The organism is Streptosporangium sp. NPDC006013 (assembly GCF_040614275.1).
GTDB lineage: Bacteria > Actinomycetota > Actinomycetes > Streptosporangiales > Streptosporangiaceae > Streptosporangium.
In genome coordinates, this window is record NZ_JBEXUE010000052.1 from 12,472 (window position 1) to 33,383 (window position 20,912).

Here is a 20,912-nt window from a genome sequence, read left to right on the forward strand (position 1 = left end):
CATTACGCTCCGGTAGGGCAGTATCACTCAGACAGTGGAGACGTTCCGTGGCCATCGATCTTGTTACTCGCCGAGAGTGGGGCGCTCGCCAGCCGCGCGGTTCCTACAGCAGGCTCAGTTCCACCCGGGGAGTGAAGGTCCACTACACGGGCGGCCAGGTCAGCCCGGATATCGTGAACGACCACGCCAAATGTGTTGCCCTGGTGAAATCCATCCAGAATCACCACATGGACGGCAATGGCTGGATTGACGTTGGTTATTCCATGCTGGTCTGTCCGCATCGGAAGGTCTTCGAGGGCCGGGGGCCGAATCGTGTGCCGGCCGCCAACGGCGCCGGCCTCAACAGCGACCATTACGCGGTGCTCGGCCTGGTCGGCTCGTCGGGGCTCACCAAGCCGACCGACGGCATCCTGCACGGCATCCTCGACGCCGTCGAATACCTCAGGGACAAGGGCGGGGCGGGTAAGGAGATCAAGGGCCACCGGGACGGCTACTCGACCAGCTGCCCCGGCGAGCCCCTGTACGCGTGGGTCAAGCGGGGCGCCCCCCGTCCCGGCGGCGGGACCACCAACCCGCCGGAACCGCACCCCTCCTTTCCCGGCCGCACGCTCAAGCAGCCGCCGATCATGGAGGGTGCGGACGTCCGCACCTGGCAGCGGCGGATGCGCGACCGGGGCTGGAACATCGACGTCGACGGTCTGTACGGTTCCGCCTCCAGCGATGTCTGCAAGAAGTTCCAGAAGGAGAAGGGGCTGCCCGTCACCGGCGCCGTCGACCGCGCCACCTGGGACGCGGCCTGGCAGGAACCCGTCAGCTGACCAGTGGCCCCTGCTGCACGGGGGCCTGCGGATAGTGACAGGCCACCCACTGGTCGGGACCGATCCGCCGCATGAGCGGTTCCTCCGCGGCGCACCTGGGTGCCGCCGCCGGGCAACGGGTCCGGAAGCGGCACCCGCCGGGCGGCGTCACCGGGGACGGGGGCTCCCCGCTGATCAGCCGGTCCGCCGGGGGCAGGCCCAGGTCGCTCCGTGGGACGGAGGCGAGCAGCGCCCGCGTGTAGGGGTGGGCGGGCCGCCTTACCAGAGTGTCGCCCGAGGCCAGCTCGCAGGTCTTGCCGAGGTACATCACCAGGACACGGTCGCTGACGTTCTTGACCACCGCCAGGTCGTGGGCGATGAACACCAGCGTCAGCCCGTAGCGCTTCTTGAGCTCCTCCAGCAGGCTCAGGATCTGAGCCTGCACCGACACGTCCAGTGCGGAGACCGGCTCGTCGCAGATCACCACCTCCGGGTCGAGCACCAGCGCCCGCGCGATGGAGATCCGCTGGCACTGCCCGCCGGAGAACTCGTGCGGGCGCCGGTCCGAGGCGGTGGCCGGGTCCAGGCCCACCGCCTCCAGCATCTCGTCGACCCGCTCGGCTCCCGTCCCCCAGACGCGTGGCCCCTCCGCGACGATGTCGCGGACCCGCCGCCGGGGGTTGAGTGACGAGATCGGGTCCTGAAAGATCATTTGAAGTCGCCTGCGGGTCCTGCGCAGCGTCTCGCCGCGCAGGCCGGTGAGCTCCACGCCGTCCAGCCGGATCGAGCCGCCCAGCGGTGCGGGAAGCTGCATCAACGCCCGCGCGGCGGTGGACTTCCCGCAGCCCGACTCGCCCACGATGCCCAGAGTCTCCCCTCTGGCCACGTCGAAGCTCACTCCGGAGACCGCGTGAACGCGGCGGCCGCGGCCGGCGGGGAACTCCACGACCAGGTCCTCGACACGGAGCAGAACCTCCTCGGGGGCACGGAGATGGGCGCTTCCGCTACCTGCCACGGGTGTCCACCCCTTCTGTGTCGATTTCGCGGTCGATCTCACGGTCCCGGCCCACCAGCTCCGGATACCAGCAGGCGTACATGTGGCCCGGGGTCTCCGCCTCGACCAGTGGAGGTGCCTCGGTCCCGCACCGTTCCCGCGCGTACGGGCAGCGAGGGCTGAACGCGCACCCGGGGGGAGGGCTCGCCAGGTCCGGCGGGCGGCCGCCGAGAAGCTGGAGCGGGTGGTGGGCGGGGTCGGTGAGCCGTGGGACGGCCCGCAGCAGCGCCTCGGTGTACGGCATGCGGGTGCGCTCGAACAGCGCCTCCGCGGGCCCGCGCTCGACCACCCTGCCCGCGTACATGACGAGGACCTCGTCGGCCCACTGCGCCACCACGGCCAGGTCGTGGCTGACCAGCACCATGGCCATGTCGCGTTCCCGGCGCTGGCGGTGGATCAGCCGCAGCACCTGGTCCTGGATGGTGACGTCGAGCGCGGTGGTCGGCTCGTCGGCGAACAGCACGTCGGGGCCGCAGGACAGCGCCATCGCGATCGTCACCCGTTGCCGCATGCCGCCGGAGAGCTGGTGCGGGTAGCGGCGCAGCACCCGCGCGGGCTCGGGGATGCCGACCGAGGCGAGCAGTTCGGCGGCCGCGACGCGCGCCTGCCTGCGCTTCATGCCCAGATGCACCCTGAGCGGTTCCATCACCTGGGTGCCCACGGTCCTGACCGGGTTGAGCGCCGTCATCGGGTCCTGGAAGACCGTCGCCAGCCGGATGCCGAGCACCCCGCGCAACTCTTTCGGAGACAGGGTGGTGAGGTCGCGGCCCTCCAAGAGGACCTCTCCGCCGCGCAGCACGCCCGCGCCGGGCAGCAGGCCGAGCACCGAGCGGATCAGCATGGTCTTGCCGGAGCCCGACTCGCCCACCACGGCGAGGGTGCGGCCGCGTTCCAGGGTGAAGGAGACGCCGTCGACCGCCTTGACGACGCCGCGCCCGGTCACGAAGTGGGTGCGCAGGTCGCGGACCTGGAGTAGCGCGTCCCCTGCCCGGTCCGCCACGGTGGTGCGGCTTTCGGCGGCGGGAGCGGAGGAGCCGGCGGGCACGAGCGCGGGGGCGCGCCGCCCGGGCTCCAGACCGCTCTGCCGTACGTCGGTCAGTGCCCGGAGCCGGTCACCGACGACGTTGAACGACAGTACGGTCAGGAACATGACGAACGAGGGGGCGAGCACGACGAACGGGGCGTTGTCCATCACCGCGCGGCCCTCGTTGATCAGCCCTCCCCAGGTCGGGGTGGGCGCCTGGACCGACAGTCCGAGGAAGGCGAGGCTGCCCTCGGCCACCACGGCGATCGCCATGCCGATGAAGGCGTAGGAGGCGGCCGGTACGGCCACGTTGGGGGTGATCTCCCGCAGGAGGATCCGCCGATCCCGCGCGCCCAGGGCGCGGGCCGCGACCACGAACTCCCGGTCGGCGAACGACAGGGTGGCGCCGCGGATCAGCCGGGTCCAGGCGGGCACGCCCAGCACGCCCAGCACGATCAGCACGTTGGTCAGGCTCGCCCCGGCGAAGGCGACCACGGCCAGTGCGAACACCAGCGAGGGGAAGGCGAGCGCGATGTCGTTGAAGGCCATGATCACCGAGTCCGTCACCCGCCCGCGGTATCCGGCCAGGACGCCGAGCGGCGCGCCGACCAGCAGGCCGAGCAGCACCGCCCCGACGCCGACGCCGAGCGAGACCCGCGCGCCGTACACGACCCTGCTGAGCACGTCGCGGCCGAGGCCGTCGGTGCCGAACGGGTGCGCGAGGCTCGGTCCGGCCTGGGGCGGCCCCGCCAGGGTCTCGTCGTAGCGCGGCAGTGGCAGCAGGTCGGCGGCGAGGGCGGCGCCGAGCACCAGGGCGATCCAGGCGGCCGAGATCCAGAACCCCCGCCCCAGCCGCCTAGGCATGCCGGATCCTGGGGTCGACGGCCGCGTAGACCAGGTCGACGGCGAAGTTGACCAGCACATAGCCGACCGAGATCAGCACGACGCCTCCCTGCACTGTCAGGTAGTCGCGGGAGAAGATGGAGTCGACGATGAGCCGCCCGACGCCGGGCAGCCCGAAGAGCGTCTCGATGATCACCGTTCCGCCGATGAGCGCCCCGAGGTTGAGGCCGACGGCGGTGACCAGTGATATCGCGGACGGCCGCAGCGCGTGCCGCCACAGGATGCGCCGGGGTGACAGGCCCCGGGCGCGGGCCAGGGTGATGTAGTCCTCCTGGAGGGTGGCGATGAGGTCGGTGCGCAGCAGCCGCGCGTAGACGGCCATCTGCCCGCAGCCGAGGGTGACGGCGGGCAGCAGCACCGAGGTCAGGTTCCAGCCCAGGTCGAGGGAGATCGGGGTCCAGCCGGTGGCGGGGAGCACCTGGAGCTTGACGGCGAAGACCAGGATCAGCACCACGCCCAGCACGAACACCGGTGTCGACAGCAGGCCGAAGCTCAGCGTGGTGAGCACCTGGTCCAGCGTCCGCCCCGCCCGGCGGGCCGCCGCGACCCCGACGGGCACGGCGAGGCCGAGCGCGATCAGCTGCGCGGCCACCAGCAGTTCCAGCGTGACGGGTAGCCGCTCGGCGAGAGCCTCGGCGACCGGGACGCTGGTGATGTAGGAGGTTCCCATGTCACCGGTGACCAGGCCGCCGAGCCAGCCCAGGTATCTGACCGTCAGCGGCTGGTCGAGGCTGAGCTCCGCGCGCAACTGCGCGCGGGCCTCCTCGCTCGCCGACAGGCCCAGGATCTGCGTGGCCGGGTCGCCGGGGAGCAGGTTGAGCAGCACGTACGACAGGAAGGTGACGACGAGCAGCACGACCAGCAGGCGAACCAGCCGGAGCAGGATCACGGGTTACCGACCCAGATCTGCGAGAACGGATGGGAGGGGATGGGCGCACCGGTCAGCGGCACCCCAGCCTCACCGTCGGGCAGGAGGTAGTCGCCGATGCCGCCGACCTTGGTCTTCGCGATCACCGCCCCGGTGTTGAGGTGGTCGACGAAGACGTACGGGACGAGTTCGCGCAGCCGCTGCTGGACCGTGGCGTAGGCGTCCTTGCGGACGTCGTCCTGGGGGTTGCTCCGGCCGCTGTCGAGGGCCTGGCTGAGCTTGAGATCCTTGAGCCGGCTGAAGTTCAGTGAGATGCTCCCGACGGGCATGGCGTAGTTCTGGTGCATCCAGACGTACTCGCCGTCGGGGTCGGGCATGGAGAACTGTGTCCACACGGTGGCCTGGAAGTCACCGGTCACGGCCCGGTTCACCAGGTCCGCCTGGTCGACCTGCTTGATCCGCACCTCCACTCCCGCCTTGCGCCACATGTCCTGGGCCAGCTCGATGCCCTGCATGGTGTTGGGGTCGGGCGGTGTGATCACTTCGAAGGTGATCTCGCCCTTCTCCGCCTCGACCTCGCTGATCAGGGCCTTCGCCTTTTCCGGGTCGTAGGTGGGGTAGTCGCCGCCGGGGGCGTACCACTTGGAGTCCTTCGACCAGGGGCCGTCGGCCTCCTCGGTCAGCCCGCCGCGCAGCGTGGAGATGACCGCCTTGCGGTCGGTGGCGTAGGCCAGCGCCCGGCGCAGGCGGAGGTCGTCGAAGGGCGGCGCGGCGGTGTTCAGCATGAACATGTACTCGGGAACCGCCATGCCGGTGGTCCGTCTGATCGTGTAGGCGTCCTTGAGCGCGCCGAACTTTGTGATGTCGTCGTCGCGGCTGGTGCCCATCGCGTCGATCCCGCCGGCCTCCAGCGTCTGCGCCCGGGTCTGGCTGTCGGGCAGGATGCGGAACTCGACCTCGTCGAGGTAGGGAAGACCCTTGCGCCAGTAGTTGGGGTTCCTGGTCACGACCATGCGGCTGCCGGGCGTGTACTCCTTGAATAGGAAAGGCCCGGTTCCCACCGGTTTGCGGCTGGCCGCCTTGGGGTCGGTCAGCGCGGAGGGGGGAACCATCATGCCGATCTGGGTGGCGAGGTGGTAGGGATAGGCCACCCACGGGCCCTTCAGCCTCACCTTCACGGTCATGGGGTCGATCAGCTCGAAGGAGTCGACCGGGGTGAGGGCCGTGCTGGTCAGCGGGGACGCCTTCTGCGCGTCCAGGTTGGCCTTGACCGTCCGCCCGTCCAGCGGCTCCCCGGTGGAGAAGGTGATCCCCGGGCGCACCTTGATCGTCCACTCGTCGGCGTTGGTGTTGGGGGTCAGCGACCGGGCCAGGACGGGCTTCCAGTCGCCGGCGGCGTCCACGCCGACCAGGGTCTCGATGATCGTTCCGGCCATGCTGTAGCCGGTGGTCGCGAACTGGTCGGTCACCGGGTTGAAGCCCGCCGCGTCGGCACTGAGGCCGTAGACCAGGCGCCCGCCCCGCACCGGAGAGGCGCCGGTCGCCGCCGGAGCCTTGTCCGAGGGCGCGGTGGGCCGCTCGCCGCTACAGGCGGCCAGCACCGGTGTCAGCGCCAGTGTCAGCGAGGCGAGCCACGCCGTGGAAAGCGTCAGGCGTCTCACGTGCATCTCCTCCAGGTAGGCCCCCGAGAGCGATTCACCGATAGTACTATCGGTGAAAAATCGCACAAGTCCCTGAGGGGGATTGTTTGCACTGGGTGTGATTGGAGATTCACCGGTAGGATTATCGGTGAGTGGAAAGTGAGGCGACCGTGACGAGCGCACCCCTGAGCAGGAGCGAGGCCAAGGATCTGACCAGGCGTCGGCTCATCCGTGCCGCGTTCGCGATCCTCGACGAGGAGGGTGAGGCAGGGCTGACCACCGTCAAGGTCGCAAAGGCGGCGGGGATCGCCCAGTCCAGCTTCTACGTGCACTTCAAGGACAGGCAGGAGTTGCTGCGGGCGCTCGGAGAGCAGGCGGGGGAGCGGCTGCGGGGGGCGATGCGCGAGGCGCGGCACAGGGCCCGCGAGGCACCCAACGACAGGGAGCGCCACCGCGAGGCCTTCCGGATACCGCTGGAGGCCATCTGCAGGCACCCCGCGCTCTTCCGCCTCGGCCTGCGCACCCGGCACGACCCGTCGTCGCCGCTCCAGGAGTTCGCCGTCGAGACCGCCGCCGCCTACCGGGCACACCTGGTCGCGGACCTGGCCTCGTTCGGCTTCCCGACCGAGCGGGAGAGCGACAGGCGCCGCCTGGAGATGATCGCCGACGGGATCGGCGCGCTGACCAACGCGATGGCGATCGGCCACATCGACGGGCGCTACCCCGACCTGGAGGAGGCGGTCGACGTGCTGGTCGCCTTCTCGTACGGCTACCTCAGGCTGCTGCGTAAGGATTCTTCCGCATGGTCCGGGAATCCCCCTTCGGCTCCTTCCGACGGCCCTCCTGTTGATGTTTGTCCGGAGCCCGGAGGGAGTTCGAAAAACGGCAACCTTTAGTATCCGGTGCATGACGGTGTCGCCTGAGGAACCCCGACCGGCCGCCGAGTTCCCACCGACCACGCGTGAGCGGTGGCGGGAGCTGGCGCTCGGGGTATTGCGCAAGTCCGGGGTCGAGACCGGTTCCCCGGAGGAGGCGTTGGCCTCCACCACCTATGACGGTGTGACGATCGCACCGCTCTACGACGCGTCCGATCTGCCCGGCGATCCCGGCCTTCCCGGCTCCGCCCCCTACATCAGGGGCTCCGCCCCCGAGGGGGGCTGGGAGGTGCGGCAGCGCCACGAGGTGCCCGATTCCGGGGCGATCCTCACGGACCTGGAGAACGGCGTCACCTCACTGTGGCTCACCCTCGACCCCGAGGACCTGCCGCGGGCCCTGGAGCGGGTCCACCTGGAGCTGATCTCGGTCACGCTCGACGCGGGCAAGCGGACCCGCGAGGCGGCCGAGGTGCTTCTCGGGCTGGCGGGTGAGAAGGCCGGCACGCTGAAGGGGAACCTGGGAGCCGACGCGCTCGCCGACGCGGAGACCGCGATCGAGCTGGCCCGCCGCTGCGTCCGGGACCACCCCGGCCTCAGGGCCGTCACGGTGGACGCCACCGTCTATCACGACGCGGGAGGCGGTGACGCCGAGGAGCTCGGTTGCTCCCTCGCCGCCGGAGTCGCCGCGCTGCGTACCCTGACCGGCGCCGGCCTGACCGTGCCCGAGGCGTTCGGGCAGCTGGAGTTCCGGTACGCGGCCACCGCCGACCAGTTCCTCACCATCGCCAAGCTCCGGGCCGCCCGCAGGCTCTGGGCGCGTGTCGCCGAGGTGTGCGGCGCCCCCGACGAGGGACAGCGGCAGCACGCGGTGACCAGCTCGGTCATGATGACCGCCCGCGATCCGTGGGTGAACATGCTCCGCACCACGCTCGCCTGTTTCGCGGCCGGGACCGGCGGGGCCGACGCGGTGACCGTCCAGCCCTTCGACGCCCGCCTCGGCCTGCCGGACGCCTTCGCCCGCCGTATCGCGCGCAACACCCAGTCGCTGCTCGTCGAGGAGGCCGGTGCGGCCCGGGTGATCGACCCGGCCGGTGGCTCCTGGTACGTCGAGCGGCTCACCGAGGACCTGGCCTCCAGAGCCTGGGAGTGGTTCCAGGAGATCGAGCGCGCCGGGGGCGTCGGGGCGGCCGAAGGCTCCGCGCTCGTCGCCGGACGGCTCGCCGCCACCTGGGAGCGGCGCTCGGCCGACATCGCCAGGCGCCTCGACCCGATCACCGGCGTCAGCGAGTTCCCCGACCTCGCCGAGCGGCCCCTGGCCAGGCCGGCCCGGCCCACCGGGAGTACCGGGGTGCACTACGCGCAGGAGTTCGAGGCGTTGCGCGACCTGGCCGACGCCCAGGCGAGCCGGCCGAAGGTCTTCCTGGCGACCATCGGCCCGGTGGCCGCGCACACCGCCAGGGCGTCGTTCGCGGCCAACCTGTTCCAGGCGGGCGGCATCGCCACCGTGGCCGGTGGCGCCATGACGGACCCCGCGGAGATCGCCGCCGCGTTCTCCGCCTCCGGCACCGAGGTCGCGTGCCTGTGCTCCAGTGACCGGCTGTACGCCGAACACGCCGAGGCGGTGGCCGCCGCGCTGAGGGGTGCGGGGGCGCGCAGGATCTGGCTGGCAGGAAAGGGCGGGTTCGAGGGCGTGGACGCCAACCTCTACACCGGGTGTGACGCGCTCGGCGCGCTCCGGACGACCTTCGACGACCTGGGGGTGGCTCGATGATTCCCGACTTCTCCGAGATCGAACTCGGTGCGCGACCGGCGGTGCCCGGCCCCGCCGCGGGGGACGGACCTCGTGGCCCGGTGTGGGAGACGCCCGAGGGGATCGACGTCAAGCCGCTCTACACCGCCGCTGACACCGACGGTCTCGACTTCCTGGAGACCTACCCCGGCGCCGCGCCCTATCTGCGCGGCCCGTACCCGACCATGTACGTCAACCAGCCGTGGACCATCCGGCAGTACGCCGGTTTCTCCACCGCAGCCGAGTCCAACGCCTTCTACCGGCGTAACCTGGCAGCCGGGCAGAAGGGACTGTCGGTCGCCTTCGACCTGGCGACCCACCGGGGCTACGACTCCGACCACCCGCGCGTCGCCGGGGACGTCGGTATGGCGGGCGTGGCCATCGACTCCATCTACGACATGCGGCAGCTGTTCGACGGCATCCCCCTCGACAAGATGAGCGTGTCGATGACCATGAACGGCGCGGTGCTGCCGGTGCTCGCGCTCTACGTCGTGGCCGCCGAGGAGCAGGGGGTGGCGCCGGAGCAGCTCGCCGGGACCATCCAGAACGACATCCTCAAGGAGTTCATGGTCCGCAACACCTACATCTACCCGCCGGTCCCCTCGATGCGGATCATCTCCGACATCTTCGCGTACACCAGCGAGAGGATGCCGAAGTTCAACTCGATCTCGATCTCCGGATACCACATCCAGGAGGCCGGGGCCACGTGTGACCTGGAGCTCGCCTACACCCTCGCCGACGGGGTGGAGTACCTGCGGGCGGGTGTCGAGGCGGGCATGGACATCGACAGGTTCGCGCCGCGCCTGTCGTTCTTCTGGTGCATCGGCATGAACTTCTTCATGGAGGTCGCCAAGCTGCGGGCCGCCCGGCTGCTCTGGTCGCGGCTGGTGTCCGGGTTCGGAGCCAAGAACCCCAAGTCGCTCTCGCTGCGGACCCACTCGCAGACCTCCGGCTGGTCGCTCACCGCCCAGGACGTCTACAACAACGTCGTCCGCACCTGCGTCGAGGCGATGGCCGCAACCCAGGGCCACACCCAGTCGCTGCACACCAACGCGCTGGACGAGGCACTGGCCCTGCCCACCGACTTCTCCGCGCGGATCGCCCGCAACACCCAGCTGCTGCTCCAGCAGGAGTCGGGTACCTGCCGGGTGATCGACCCCTGGGGCGGTTCCTACTACGTCGAGCGGCTCACCCACGAGCTGGCGACCAGGGCATGGGCCCACATCGAGGAGGTGGAGGCCGCCGGGGGCATGGCGAAGGCCATCGACGCCGGGCTGCCCAAGCTCCGCATCGAGGAGGCCGCCGCCCGTACCCAGGCGCGCATCGACTCCGGGCGCCAGCCGGTCATCGGCGTCAACAAGTACCGGCCCGACGCCGACGAGCCCATCGAGGTGCTCAAGGTCGACAACACCTCCGTACGCGCCCAGCAGCTCGACAAGCTGCGCCGCCTGCGCGCCGAGCGCGACCCCGGGCGGGTGGAGGAGGCACTGACGGCACTCACCAAGGGGGCCGCGGGCGACGGGAACCTGCTCGCGCTGGCGATCGAGGCGGCCCGTGCCATGGCCACGGTCGGGGAGATCTCCGACGCCCTGGAGCGGGTGTTCGGGCGGCATGCGGCACAGATCCGTACGATCACCGGCGTGTATCGCGAGGAGGTGGGATCCGGCGTGGACGCGGTCCGCGAGGCGTGCGCCGAGTTCGAGCGGCTGGAGGGCCGCCGCCCCCGAATCCTGGTGGCGAAGATGGGCCAGGACGGTCACGACCGGGGCCAGAAGGTGATCGCCACGGCCTTCGCCGACCTCGGCTTCGACGTGGACGTCGGCCCGCTGTTCCAGACGCCCGAGGAGGTCGCCCGGCAGGCGGTCGAGGCGGACGTGCACGTGGTCGGTGTGAACTCGCTGGCCGCCGGCCACCTCACGCTCGTACCGGCGCTCCGCGAGGCGCTGGCCGAGCTGGGCGCGGAGGACGTCATGATCGTGGTCGGCGGTGTCATCCCGCCGGGCGACTTCGACGAGCTGCGCGCCGCGGGCGCGAGCGCGATCTTCCCGCCCGGCACCGTCATCGCCGACGCGGCCAAGGGCCTGCTGGCGGACCTGCTCACCCGGCTGGGTCATGACGCGAACGCTTGACGAGTACGTCCAGGGGGTGAAGGAGGGCTCCAGGGTGTGGATCGCGCGGGCGATCACACTGGTGGAGTCCTCCAGGGCCGACCACAGGGAACTGGCCCAGCGGCTGCTGGTCGAGCTGACCCCGCTGGCCGGCGCGGCGCGCAGGGTCGGTATCACCGGCGTGCCCGGCGTCGGCAAGTCCACGTTCGTCGACGCGCTCGGCACGCGGCTGACCGGGGAGGGCCACCGGGTGGCGGTGCTCGCCGTCGACCCGTCCTCGACCCGTACCGGCGGGAGCATCCTGGGCGACAAGACCAGGATGTCCCGCCTGGCGGTCGACCCGGCCGCCTTCATCCGCCCCTCGCCCACCTCGGGCACCCTGGGCGGGGTGGCCAGGGCGACCCGCGAGGCGATGGTCGTGGTGGAGGCGGCCGGGTACGACGTCGTCCTGGTGGAGACCGTCGGCGTCGGCCAGTCGGAGACCACCGTCGCCGACATGGTCGACACCTTCCTGCTGCTCACCCTGGCCAGGACGGGCGACCAGCTCCAGGGCATCAAGAAGGGCGTGCTGGAGCTGGCCGACGTGATCGCGATCAACAAGGCCGACGGTGCCGAGGGCAGCTCCCACGAGCTGGACGCGCGCAGGGCCGCCAGGGAACTCGCCGGAGCGCTCCGCCTGCTGGGCGCGGAGCGGACGCCTCCGGTGCTCACCTGCAGCGGGATGACCGGTAACGGCCTGGAGGAGGTCTGGCACCAGGTCGTCAGGCACCGTGACGCGCTGGAGGCCTCGGGGGAGCTGGCCGAGCGCCGCCGCCGCCAGCAGGTCCGCTGGACCTGGGCCATGGTCACCGACCGGTTGCTCGCCCGGCTCCGCGAGCACCCCGAGGTCGCGGCGATCATCACCGAGCTGGAACGCGAGGTCGCCGAGGGTGAGGTCACCCCCTCGCTGGCGGCCGACCGCATCCTCGCGGCCTTCGGCAGGGGCAACTGACGGTTCCGGGCGCGAGCCTCCGGTAACCCTGGGTGACCTCGGGTGATGGCGTCGACGAGAGGTCGATCCGCCATTTAGGCAAGCTGTTAAGCACATGTTAACGATGCTCGTGTCCGGAACCGGCAAGGTTTATGTCGAATACGAGCTTGATCACTTCTGGTGGGTCATGTGATACTTCATGTGAAGATTTACTAATACTGTGATGTGATGCGCTTTAGTGTGTAAATCAGGTAATGGGACGGGTGAGGAGACCCGGAGCGCCCTAGAAGGATTGTCGGTCGGCCGGTCCTGATCTGTGGGTGACCAGTAGTTATCCGCGCACCGGACGGAAACGGGACATGTGGGACGTCCCCGTTTCCGAACGCCGCCGCGCTCACCCGCGCGGGCGGTTGTCTCACGCTGCGCGAATTCACATCACGTGAGGTGGGAGACGTTTGCCTATGTCCATCGACGTGCATCCCGGTCGCCGAGTGAGGTCCATCCCGATACACCGAGCTCTGCCGAAGCTGGTCCGCGAACCGGCGGGCGCGCTCGCCGAGTTCGCACGGGAGGCCGGCGGGGAGGTCGTCCGGCTGGAGTTGGGGCCGTTCCGCCCCTACCTGGTCACCCATCCCGACCATGTTCAGCAGGTGATGCGCGTCGGATGGACGAACTACCAGCGCCTGGGGATGTTCTGGCGCCCGCTGGAGCGGCTCTTCGGGCACAGCATCATGAGCGACGGCGAGCACTGGCAGAACAGCCGGAAGGTCCTGCAGCCGCTGTTCACCACGCGGTACGTCGCCACGATCGCCGAGGAGGTGTCCAGGCGCGTCGCCGGGCGCGTCCAGGAGTGGGACGGGTATGTCCAGTCGGGGCGCAACTTCGACGCGGCCACGGAGATGTCCAGGATCCTCAGCTACATCGTCAACCGGGTGCTGTTCGGGGACAAACTGAACCGGGAGGACGGGGAGCGCATCATCCCCGCCTTCGAACGGGTGTCCCACTCGCTCGTCTACCGCATTCTCATGCCGTTCATGCCGTATTTCATCCGGATACCTGGGGACCGGGCCTTCCTGAAGGCCGTCAAGAAGATCGACGGCGTGGTCTTTCCCGTGGTCAGGAAGGCGATGGCCGCCCCCGACGACAATGTCGACATCATCTCCGTGCTCTGCCGGTCCGTCGACGAGAACGGCGACGGGCTCACCGAGAAGCAGATCCGCGACGCCCTGGTCAGCGTGTACGCCGCGTCGTCGGAGACCACCGCGATGGTCCTCACCTGGCTGTGGCTGCTGCTGGACGAGCACCCGGACGTCGAGGCCAGGCTCCAGGCGGAGATCGACGAGGTGGTGGGCGATGGACCGGCCCGCCCCGAGCACATCCCCCACCTCACCTACACCCGCATGGTCCTTCAGGAGACCCTGCGCCTGTACCCGGCGGGCTGGCTGCTCCCCCGCATGGTCATGGAGGACGCGGAGATCGGCGGCGTGCGGATCAAGGCCGGCTCGACGGTGCTGGTGACCCCGTACGCCACCCAGCGGCTTGCGGAGTTCTGGGAGCGCCCGGACGAGTTCGACCCCGAGCGGTTCGCGCCCGGCAGGGCCGAGAGCGAGGAGCGCAGGCACAGGTACGCCTACTTTCCCTTCGGCGGCGGGCCGCACAGGTGCCTGGGCGAGCCCCTGTTCTACGTCGAGGCGCCGCTCGTGGTCGCGGGCATCCTCAGCCGGTTCCGGATGTCGGTGCGCACGCCGGGGCCGTTCATCACGGGGTGGGCCGCCTCGCTGCGCCCCAAGGGCAAGGTTGAGCTGGGCATATCCTCCGCCCGGCACGATCAGGGCGGAGTCTTGCGATGACGGCGCGACTCGACCCCGGCATCCGGCCGGAGGCCATGGAGGCGATGGCCGCCGGGACGATCTGCGCCCGCGCCGGCCGCTCCCAGCGGGAGATGCGCGAGTGGGCGGAGACCTATCCCGGCCTGTTCTCCGCGAAGCCCTTCGACGCGGCCCTGTACAGCACCCTCTCGCTGGCCATGGCGTTCGGCGGGCCCTGGTTCACCGCCGAGCGGCTGCGGATGGCGAACAAGACCTCCCTGTGGGCGTTCGGCCTGGACTGGCTCGTCGACTACGTCGCCACCTCGCCGGCCGAGGTGGCGGACATCGCCCGGCGGTGCCTGGACGTGGCCGCCGGGGGGCCACCGGTCCCCGGCGACGACCTCACCCGCATGCTCGCCGGCATCCGCGACGAGCTCGCCTCCTCGCCCGCCTTCCCCGAGCTCGGACCGATCTGGCGCGACGAGCTGGAACGCATGCTGGACGGGATGCTCGCGGAGTGGCGCTGGAAGAGCGACAAGGTCACGCCGACCTTCGAGGAGTATCTCGGCAACGCCGACAACCTCGGCTTCTCCTTCGTGTTCGCCGCCCACTGGATCCACGTCACGGGCCAGGGCGCGGTCGCGGACGTCGGTCCGCTGCGCGAGGCGGGCCGGGCCGTGCAACGGGTCATCCGCCTCCTCAACGACCTGGGCACCTACGAGCGGGACGTCGCCTGGGGAGACCTCAACGTCCTGCTGCTCGACATCGGCCGCGCCGAGGTGGAGCGGCGGATCGCCGAGCTGGCGGCACGGAGCAGGGAACTGGTCGCCCCGCTCCGGGAGGCCCATCCGGAGCTGGCGGGCTACATGGAACGGCAGATGGACTTCTGCGCCGGCTTCTACCAGGTCGGCGACTACTGGGGGACGTTGTGAGCGTCGACGGCCTGTCCGCCCCCGCGGTGCTCGGCGCATCGCCGGCGACCGGCCGGGGAACCCCCGGCGGGTCCGACGCGGGGTACGGCACGAAGAGCGGTACCGGGGCAGGCGACGAGATCGACACGGTCGCCGAGGCGCGCGAGCTGGTCGCCGGGCTGCTGGCCCAGCCCTGGGGGCAGGTGTCCGCCTCCCCGTACGAGACGGGCCGGCTGGTGAGCCTGGCCCCGTGGCTGGCCGGGCACACCGAGCGGATCGGGTTCCTGCTCGCCACCCAGCGGCCGGACGGCGGCTGGCACTCATCCGGCGACCACGCTCTGGTCCCCACCCTGAGCGCGGTCGAGGCGCTGCTGGCCGAGGTCGGGCGCGGCACCTCCGCTGCCCCCGACCTGCTCGCCAAGGCGGCCGATCGCGGGCTGGAGGCCGTGCGGAACCGCTCCCGCTCCGCCGCGCCCCTGCCGGACACGCCCGCGATCGAACTCATCGTGTCGTCCCTGCTCTCCCTGATCGACGGCCACCTTGACGGGGAGGGGCCGAAACCACCCCCGGGCCTGGACGGTGCCAAGCTGGCCGGGGTCAGGGCGTGGCTGGCGTCGGGCGCGGAGATACCGCAGAAGCTGGTCCACGCCCTTGAGATCGCGGGAGCGGAGGCGACGGCGGCCTCCGGGATCCTGCCCACGCCGATGCCCGGCGGGATGGCGGCCGTCGGCGCCTCGCCCGCGGCCGGCGCCGCCTGGCTGGCCGCGTCGCCCGGCTCCAGACCGGACCAGGAGGCGGCGGTACGGCGCTACCTGGAGGCGGTGGTGGCCTCCACCGGTGGGCCGGTGCCCTGCGCCCTGCCCATCAGCGTGTTCGAGCGCGGCTGGACGCTGAGCTGGCTGCGGCGCGCGGGAATCCCGGTGGACGTGTCACCGGAGCTGGCCGCGAGCCTGCGGGACGTGCTCGGCCCCGAGGGGGCCGCCACGGGGCCCGGCCTTCCCGAGGACGCCGACACCACCTCCGTCGCCCTGTACGCGCTGGCGTTGATCGGCGAGCCGCGCGAGCCCGAGGGGTTGTGGCCGTTCGAGATGGAGACCCACTTCTGCACCTGGCGCGGGGAGGAGGGGATGTCCCCGACTACCAACGCGCACGTGCTCGACGCCTTCGGCGAGTACCTGCGCCGGTGCGGGGGAGAGCCCCGCCACGAGGCCGTCGTGACCAAGCTGGCGGCGTGGCTGCGCGACCGCCAGGAGGCGGACGGCAGCTGGACGGACCGCTGGCACGTCTCGCCGTACTACGCCACCGCCTGCTGCGCCATCGCGCTGCGCGAGTTCGGCGGCGAGAAGTCGGCGGGCGCGGTGGGCGGGGCCGTGGAGTGGGTGTTCGGCACCCAGCGCGCGGACGGGTCGTGGGGCCGCTGGGAGGGCACCGCGGAGGAGACCGCCTACGCGCTGCAGACCCTGCTGCTGGCCGGCGCGGCGCGGGGGGAGGAGCGGTGGCGGGAGGCCGTGGAGCGCGGATACCGCCGCCTGGCGGCCACCCGGGACGGCGAGGCGCCGTCGCTCTGGGTCGACAAGGACCTGTACCTGCCGGTGGCGATCGTCAGGGCGGCCGTTCTGGGCGCGCTCCACCTGGCACGGCGCGCACTCTCACTTCCTGAGGACGACTCGTATTGAGAATTGACTGTGAATTCAAAACAGGACAGAAGGGCTCATCTGTTCTGTCCCGCCTTGAGTGTGTTTAGTGACATTGCTAGGGTTCGGCGGGTGTGATGTGGGATGTCCCGCTGATCCGTGCGATGTGGCGACCGTTTGAACTACATGTGTCGACTGCCGCAAAAATGTGCCGTCTATTTTCTTTCTGCTTCCCGGGGTGGATACCATGCGCTTGCGTAACGCGAGCTTGCGGACCAAGGTCACGGCACTTCTGGTGTCGCTCACCGCGCTCTGGGCGTTCACGGCATGGGTGACGGTCCGTGACGGTGTGAACATGCTGGGCGTGGCGACCCTCAACACCGACGTGGCGGAGCCGAGCGAGCGGCTCATCGTCGAGGTGCAGGCCGAACGACGGCTTACCGCGATCACGCTGGGCGCGGGCGGCACGGAACGCCGGCGGCGCGAGGCGCTGGCCGCCCAGCGCGGGCGCACCGACGCCGCGGGCGCGAACTTCCGGGAGCTCACCGCCGGCAGCAGCGTGCAGCTGCTGGGAAGCTCGGCCCTGGGGAATCGTATCGCCGAGACACGCCGGCTGCTGGACGAGCTGGCCACCACGCGCAGGGCGATCGACACGGGCCGGGGCAGCCGGACCTGGGCGGCCGCGGAGTTCACCGGTATCGTCGACTCCATCTACCGCGTCTACGACTCGCTGGCCACGCTGGACGACGAGGAACTCGCCAAGGACACCCGCACGCTCATCGAGATGAACCGGGCCCGGGACATGCTGTCCCAGGGAGACGCCCTGGTGATGGGCGCCCTGACGGCGGGCAGGTTCGCCGACGGCGAGCAGGTCAGATTCACGCAGATCGTCGGCACGCGGCGCTTCCTCCTCACCGAGGCGGTGGCCGAACTGCCCGTAGCCGACCAGGAAGCCTACCGACAGCTGGCCACCAGCGAGCAGTTCACCCGGCTGAGAGCCATGGAGGAGCAGCTGATCGGGGACGCGAACGTGGTGTCCACCGGAATGATCGACGTCGCGCGATGGAGCTCCGACGCCCAGCCCGCACAGGCCAAGCTGACGGAGGCGGTGCTCACGGCCGGCAGCGGCGTGGTCGAGCGGTCGGGCCCGGTCGCCGTCGGCGTCGTCGTGCGGCTCGCGCTGGCCGGCGGCCTGGGTCTGGTGGCCGTCATCGCCTCGGTCGTCCTGGCCATCACCACGGCTCGCGCCCTGGTCCAGCAGCTGGAGAAGCTGCGGGCCGCCGCCTGGGAGCTCGCCAACGAGCGATTGCCCTCCGTGGTCGAGCGGATCGGCCACGGGGAGACCGTGGACGTCGCGGCCGAGGCACCGCCCCTCAAGTTCGGCGACGACCAGATCGGGCAGGTCGGCCAGGCGTTCAACGCCGTGCAGCAGACCGCCATCAAGGTCGCCGCGGAGCAGGCCCAGCTCCGTCGCGACATCGCCGACATCCTGCGCAACCTCGCCCGCCGCACCCAGTCGCTCGTGCACCGCCAGCTGAGCGTGCTCGACGTCATGGAGCGGCGCGAGAACGACCCGCAGGAGCTGCGCGACCTGTTCCGGCTCGACCACCTGGCGACCCGGATGCGACGCTACGCGGAGAACCTCCTCGTACTCGCCGGTGCGGCGCCCGGCCGGGCCTGGCGCGACGCGGTCCCGATGATCGACGTGGTCCGCGGCTCGCTCGCCGAGATCGAGGACTACACCCGGGTCGACGTGATGCCCCTGGGCGAGGTGGCGCTGGACGGCCGGGCCGTGAGCGATGTGATCCACCTGATCGCCGAACTCGTCGAGAACGCCGCCTCCTTCTCCCCGCCCTACACCACGGTCCAGGTCGGCGGGCACCTCGTGGCTCACGGCTACGCGCTGGAGATCGAGGACCGGGGGCTGGGCATGAGCGCCGCGGACATCGCGGGGGCCAACGAGCGGATCGCCAACCCTCCGGAGCTCAAGCTCTCCGGTAACGCCCGCCTGGGTCTGTACGTCGTCAGCCGCCTGGCCGAACGGCACAACGTCCGGGTGACCTTCAAGGCGTCCCCGTACGGCGGCACGACCGTCGTCGTCCTCATCCCGCAGGACCTGATCAACGAGGAGCAGCCGGCCCCCTCCGTCGGCGTCGGCATCCCACAGGCACGCTCGGCGAGCACCGGCGAGATGAACGGCACCACGTCCGCGGTCGCCGCGGTCCGCGGCCGGGCAGGCGATCCCCTGGGCATCGCCGGCCCGGTGCGGACCGGCGGTGCCGAGGGAGAGCCCGTCGGCGAGTCCGTCCCGGGGGCCTGGCCCGAGGCGTGGGAACCCGCGTCTCCCGGCCGCGTCGCAGACCCGGGCCTTCCCGCGGGTCTCGCCGATCCGGCGGCCCCCGGCCGCTTCGCCGATCCCGCGGCACTCAGGCAGCTGCCCGACTCCGGAGCACCTATGAGCCTGCCCGACTTCACGAACCCCGGACCTCCCGCCGCACCGGGCGCGCCCGACGGCTCCACCGCTCCCGGACGTTCGGGCGGCCCGGGGGCGGCACTGCCGCCCGTGCTGCCCCCGCCCGACAGCAGCCACACACCGGGCGGCCTCCCGAGGCGTGTTCCCCAGACGCATCTCGCCGCCCCGCTGCAGGACGACGAGGTGGCGGCGCCGGTGCCCCCGGACGACGACGGCGCCGACGAGCGCTCCCCGGAGATGATCCGCGCGGCCATGGCGTCCTTCCAGGCGGGCACGCGCCGCGGCCGCGACGACGCGGCCCAGCTGACCAGGCGGGCAGGCGATCCCGTGGACGAGGGTGGGCCCGCCGCGTGACCCCAATATGTGAGCGCGTGCCGGGTCGGTGCCGATGAGGCGCCGAGGGCCCGCGACGGAACATCGGCAGGCAGAAGGAGAGGACAACGAGTGGTGCAGGGAACAGGATCTTTCACGGACCTGGCCTGGTTGCTGGACGACCTGGTCTCGCGGGTGGAGGAAGCTCAGCACGGAATCGTGTTCTCCACGGACGGCCTGCTGCTCGCCGCGTCGGCGGGATTCCCCCCCGCCGACGCCGAACATCTGGCCGCCGTCGGATCGGCGATCCAGAGCCTGGGCCGGGGGGTCAGCGACCGGGTCGGTGGCGGGCCGATGCGCCAGACCATCATCGAGATGCGGACGGCGTACCTGATCGTGACGGCCGCCGGGCAGGGAGCGTGTCTGGCGGTGCTCTGCGGAGCCGAGGCCGACGTCGGCCTGGTCGCCTACGAGATGGCCATGCTCGTCACCCGCGTCGGCCAGTACCTCACTTCGCCCACCCGGACTGCCGACTCCTCCTTCAGAGGCGACGGCACGCGATGAGCATCTTCGACGAGCAGCCCGAGGCCCAGTGGGTCGGCGACGAGGCGGGGCCGATCGTCAGGCCGTACGTCCTGACGCGGGGCAGGACCGAACCGACTCGCGGCAGGTTCGACCTCATCACCCTGGTGGTGACCATCCGGCAGGTCTCGTCGAGGGAGCCGGGCCTGGACCCGGAGTGCCTGGCCATCGTCCGGCTCTGCCGACTGCCCCAGTCGGTCGCGGAGATCGCCGCCCACACGAATCTTCCGGCAGGCACGGTCCGTGTCCTGCTCAGTGACCTGCTCGACCAGGGATTCATCGCCATACAAGAACCGCATTCGGAGACGGACATGCACGACGAGATGCTGTACAGGGCGGTGCTCGATGGACTCCGTGCGCTCTAACCGCGACGCCGGGCGCGTGAAGCTGCCCAAGGCGATCAAGATCCTGGTCGCCGGAGGGTTCGGCGCGGGCAAGACCACGCTGGTCGGCGCGGTCTCCGAGATCGAGCCGCTGCGCACCGAGGAGACTCTGAGTGACCGGGGTATCGGTGTCGACGACCTGTCGGGCGTGGAGACCAAGCAGACCACCACTGTCGCGATGGACTTCGGCCGCATCACCATCGGCGACGACTACCGCCTCTACCTGTTCGGCACGCCTGGGCAGGAGCGCTTCTGGTTCCTCTGGGACGAGCTGGCGCTGGGCGCGCTGGGCGCGGTGGTCCTCGCCGACACCCGCAGGCTGGCCGACTGCTTCCCCTCGCTCGACTACTTCGAGAGGCGCGAGACGCCCTTCATCGTCGCGGTCAACTGCTTCGACGGGGCTCGCCGCTACGAGCTCGACGAGGTCAGGCTCGGGCTGACCCTCCACGAGGACATCCCGATCGTGCTGTGCGACGCCAGGCAGCGGGAGTCGGGCAAGGAGGTGCTCATCGCCCTCGTGGAGCACGCGATGCGGATGCGGCTGGGCATGCCGTCCTCTCCGGGGAGCGTCGAACCCTCCGCGGAGCGGACCGGGACCCGCTGACGCCCGTCCCCCTTCCGGGGTGGACGGATCCAGCGAGACCGTCCTCCCCGTGTAGCGGGTGGTCCCGCACGGTGGGCACGCCCACCTCCGGGGCGGATCGTCACCGTCTCGGGAGCGTTTTTGTCCCTCCGGCAGGGATGAATTCCTCCCCCTCGGACACGTGTACGCGACGCCCCG

Annotated in this window: 16 protein-coding genes; 12 read left to right on the forward strand and 4 right to left on the reverse strand. The window is 70.9% G+C overall.

Translation table 11 applies throughout. From position 1 onward, the window contains the following. The first annotated feature begins 227 nt into the window (after positions 1 to 227). Entirely contained in the window at positions 228 to 818 is a 591-nt protein-coding gene (locus ABZ260_RS11155) for an N-acetylmuramoyl-L-alanine amidase (RefSeq protein ID WP_355615652.1), read from the forward strand. On the opposite strand, the gene ABZ260_RS11160 is transcribed toward ABZ260_RS11155, so the two are convergent. From ABZ260_RS11160 to ABZ260_RS11175, 4 genes are read right to left on the reverse strand one after another with little or no spacing between them, the layout of a single operon-like run. After that, complete coding sequence (locus ABZ260_RS11160) at positions 811 to 1,812, reverse strand: oligopeptide/dipeptide ABC transporter ATP-binding protein (RefSeq protein ID WP_355615654.1); 1,002 nt, start codon at positions 1,810 to 1,812, stop codon at positions 811 to 813. The two genes, ABZ260_RS11155 and ABZ260_RS11160, sit on opposite strands and share 8 nt — an antisense overlap. Beyond that, on the reverse strand, positions 1,802 to 3,739 hold the full coding sequence (locus ABZ260_RS11165; RefSeq protein ID WP_355615656.1) for a dipeptide/oligopeptide/nickel ABC transporter permease/ATP-binding protein: 1,938 nt from the start codon (positions 3,737 to 3,739) through the stop codon (positions 1,802 to 1,804). Before ABZ260_RS11165 ends, ABZ260_RS11160 begins: the two co-directional genes overlap by 11 nt. After that, positions 3,732 to 4,667: an ABC transporter permease gene (locus ABZ260_RS11170; RefSeq protein WP_355615658.1), complete on the reverse strand. Its 936-nt coding sequence runs from the start codon at positions 4,665 to 4,667 to the stop codon at positions 3,732 to 3,734. The genes ABZ260_RS11165 and ABZ260_RS11170 overlap by 8 nt, the downstream gene beginning before the upstream one ends. Continuing rightward, positions 4,664 to 6,307, reverse strand: coding sequence for an ABC transporter substrate-binding protein (locus ABZ260_RS11175; RefSeq protein WP_355615660.1), 1,644 nt, complete (start codon positions 6,305 to 6,307; stop codon positions 4,664 to 4,666). Before ABZ260_RS11175 ends, ABZ260_RS11170 begins: the two co-directional genes overlap by 4 nt. Positions 6,308 to 6,456: 149 nt before the next feature. Between ABZ260_RS11175 and ABZ260_RS11180 the strand changes: the two genes are divergently transcribed. The 11 genes from ABZ260_RS11180 (at position 6,457) to ABZ260_RS11230 (ending at position 20,735) form a co-directional block, all read left to right on the forward strand. Beyond that, entirely contained in the window at positions 6,457 to 7,182 is a 726-nt protein-coding gene (locus ABZ260_RS11180) for a TetR family transcriptional regulator (RefSeq protein WP_355615662.1), read from the forward strand. A gap of 10 nt (positions 7,183 to 7,192) precedes the next feature. Next, positions 7,193 to 8,932, forward strand: a complete 1,740-nt coding sequence (locus ABZ260_RS11185) for a methylmalonyl-CoA mutase family protein (protein ID WP_355615664.1) — start codon at positions 7,193 to 7,195, stop codon at positions 8,930 to 8,932. Continuing rightward, on the forward strand, positions 8,929 to 11,079 hold the full coding sequence (gene scpA, locus ABZ260_RS11190; protein WP_355615666.1) for a methylmalonyl-CoA mutase: 2,151 nt from the start codon (positions 8,929 to 8,931) through the stop codon (positions 11,077 to 11,079). Before ABZ260_RS11185 ends, scpA begins: the two co-directional genes overlap by 4 nt. Further along, positions 11,063 to 12,049, forward strand: a complete 987-nt coding sequence (gene meaB, locus ABZ260_RS11195) for a methylmalonyl Co-A mutase-associated GTPase MeaB (RefSeq protein WP_355548549.1) — start codon at positions 11,063 to 11,065, stop codon at positions 12,047 to 12,049. Before scpA ends, meaB begins: the two co-directional genes overlap by 17 nt. Before the next feature lie 440 nt (positions 12,050 to 12,489). Continuing rightward, a complete protein-coding gene (locus ABZ260_RS11200; protein ID WP_355615668.1) occupies positions 12,490 to 13,878 on the forward strand; it encodes a cytochrome P450 in 1,389 nt (462 codons plus the stop codon). Beyond that, complete coding sequence (locus ABZ260_RS11205) at positions 13,875 to 14,768, forward strand: terpene synthase family protein (RefSeq protein ID WP_355615670.1); 894 nt, start codon at positions 13,875 to 13,877, stop codon at positions 14,766 to 14,768. Before ABZ260_RS11200 ends, ABZ260_RS11205 begins: the two co-directional genes overlap by 4 nt. Then, positions 14,765 to 16,423 carry a prenyltransferase/squalene oxidase repeat-containing protein gene (locus ABZ260_RS11210; RefSeq protein ID WP_355615672.1) on the forward strand — a complete coding sequence of 553 codons (1,659 nt, stop codon included), beginning with the start codon at positions 14,765 to 14,767 and terminating at the stop codon, positions 16,421 to 16,423. Before ABZ260_RS11205 ends, ABZ260_RS11210 begins: the two co-directional genes overlap by 4 nt. A gap of 205 nt (positions 16,424 to 16,628) precedes the next feature. Beyond that, complete coding sequence (locus ABZ260_RS11215; protein WP_355615674.1) at positions 16,629 to 19,208, forward strand: nitrate- and nitrite sensing domain-containing protein; 2,580 nt, start codon at positions 16,629 to 16,631, stop codon at positions 19,206 to 19,208. A gap of 90 nt (positions 19,209 to 19,298) precedes the next feature. After that, positions 19,299 to 19,730 (forward strand): roadblock/LC7 domain-containing protein, encoded by a 432-nt coding sequence (locus ABZ260_RS11220; protein WP_355548564.1) that lies wholly within the window; start codon positions 19,299 to 19,301, stop codon positions 19,728 to 19,730. After that, positions 19,727 to 20,113 carry a DUF742 domain-containing protein gene (locus ABZ260_RS11225; protein ID WP_355615676.1) on the forward strand — a complete coding sequence of 129 codons (387 nt, stop codon included), beginning with the start codon at positions 19,727 to 19,729 and terminating at the stop codon, positions 20,111 to 20,113. Before ABZ260_RS11220 ends, ABZ260_RS11225 begins: the two co-directional genes overlap by 4 nt. After that, a complete protein-coding gene (locus ABZ260_RS11230; RefSeq protein WP_355548570.1) occupies positions 20,094 to 20,735 on the forward strand; it encodes an ATP/GTP-binding protein in 642 nt (213 codons plus the stop codon). The genes ABZ260_RS11225 and ABZ260_RS11230 overlap by 20 nt, the downstream gene beginning before the upstream one ends. Positions 20,736 to 20,912: the final 177 nt, after the last annotated feature.

Coding starts and splice junctions, on each gene's coding strand:
- ABZ260_RS11225 (WP_355615676.1), top strand. CDS start 19,727: ATGAGCATCTTCGACGAGCAGCCCGAGGCCCAGTGGGTCGGCGACGAG.
- ABZ260_RS11155 (WP_355615652.1), top strand. CDS start 228: ATGGACGGCAATGGCTGGATTGACGTTGGTTATTCCATGCTGGTCTGT.
- meaB (WP_355548549.1), top strand. CDS start 11,063: ATGACGCGAACGCTTGACGAGTACGTCCAGGGGGTGAAGGAGGGCTCC.
- scpA (WP_355615666.1), top strand. CDS start 8,929: ATGATTCCCGACTTCTCCGAGATCGAACTCGGTGCGCGACCGGCGGTG.
- ABZ260_RS11205 (WP_355615670.1), top strand. CDS start 13,875: ATGACGGCGCGACTCGACCCCGGCATCCGGCCGGAGGCCATGGAGGCG.
- ABZ260_RS11185 (WP_355615664.1), top strand. CDS start 7,193: ATGACGGTGTCGCCTGAGGAACCCCGACCGGCCGCCGAGTTCCCACCG.
- ABZ260_RS11230 (WP_355548570.1), top strand. CDS start 20,094: ATGGACTCCGTGCGCTCTAACCGCGACGCCGGGCGCGTGAAGCTGCCC.
- ABZ260_RS11215 (WP_355615674.1), top strand. CDS start 16,629: ATGCGCTTGCGTAACGCGAGCTTGCGGACCAAGGTCACGGCACTTCTG.
- ABZ260_RS11200 (WP_355615668.1), top strand. CDS start 12,490: ATGTCCATCGACGTGCATCCCGGTCGCCGAGTGAGGTCCATCCCGATA.
- ABZ260_RS11165 (WP_355615656.1), bottom strand. CDS start 3,739: ATGCCTAGGCGGCTGGGGCGGGGGTTCTGGATCTCGGCCGCCTGGATC.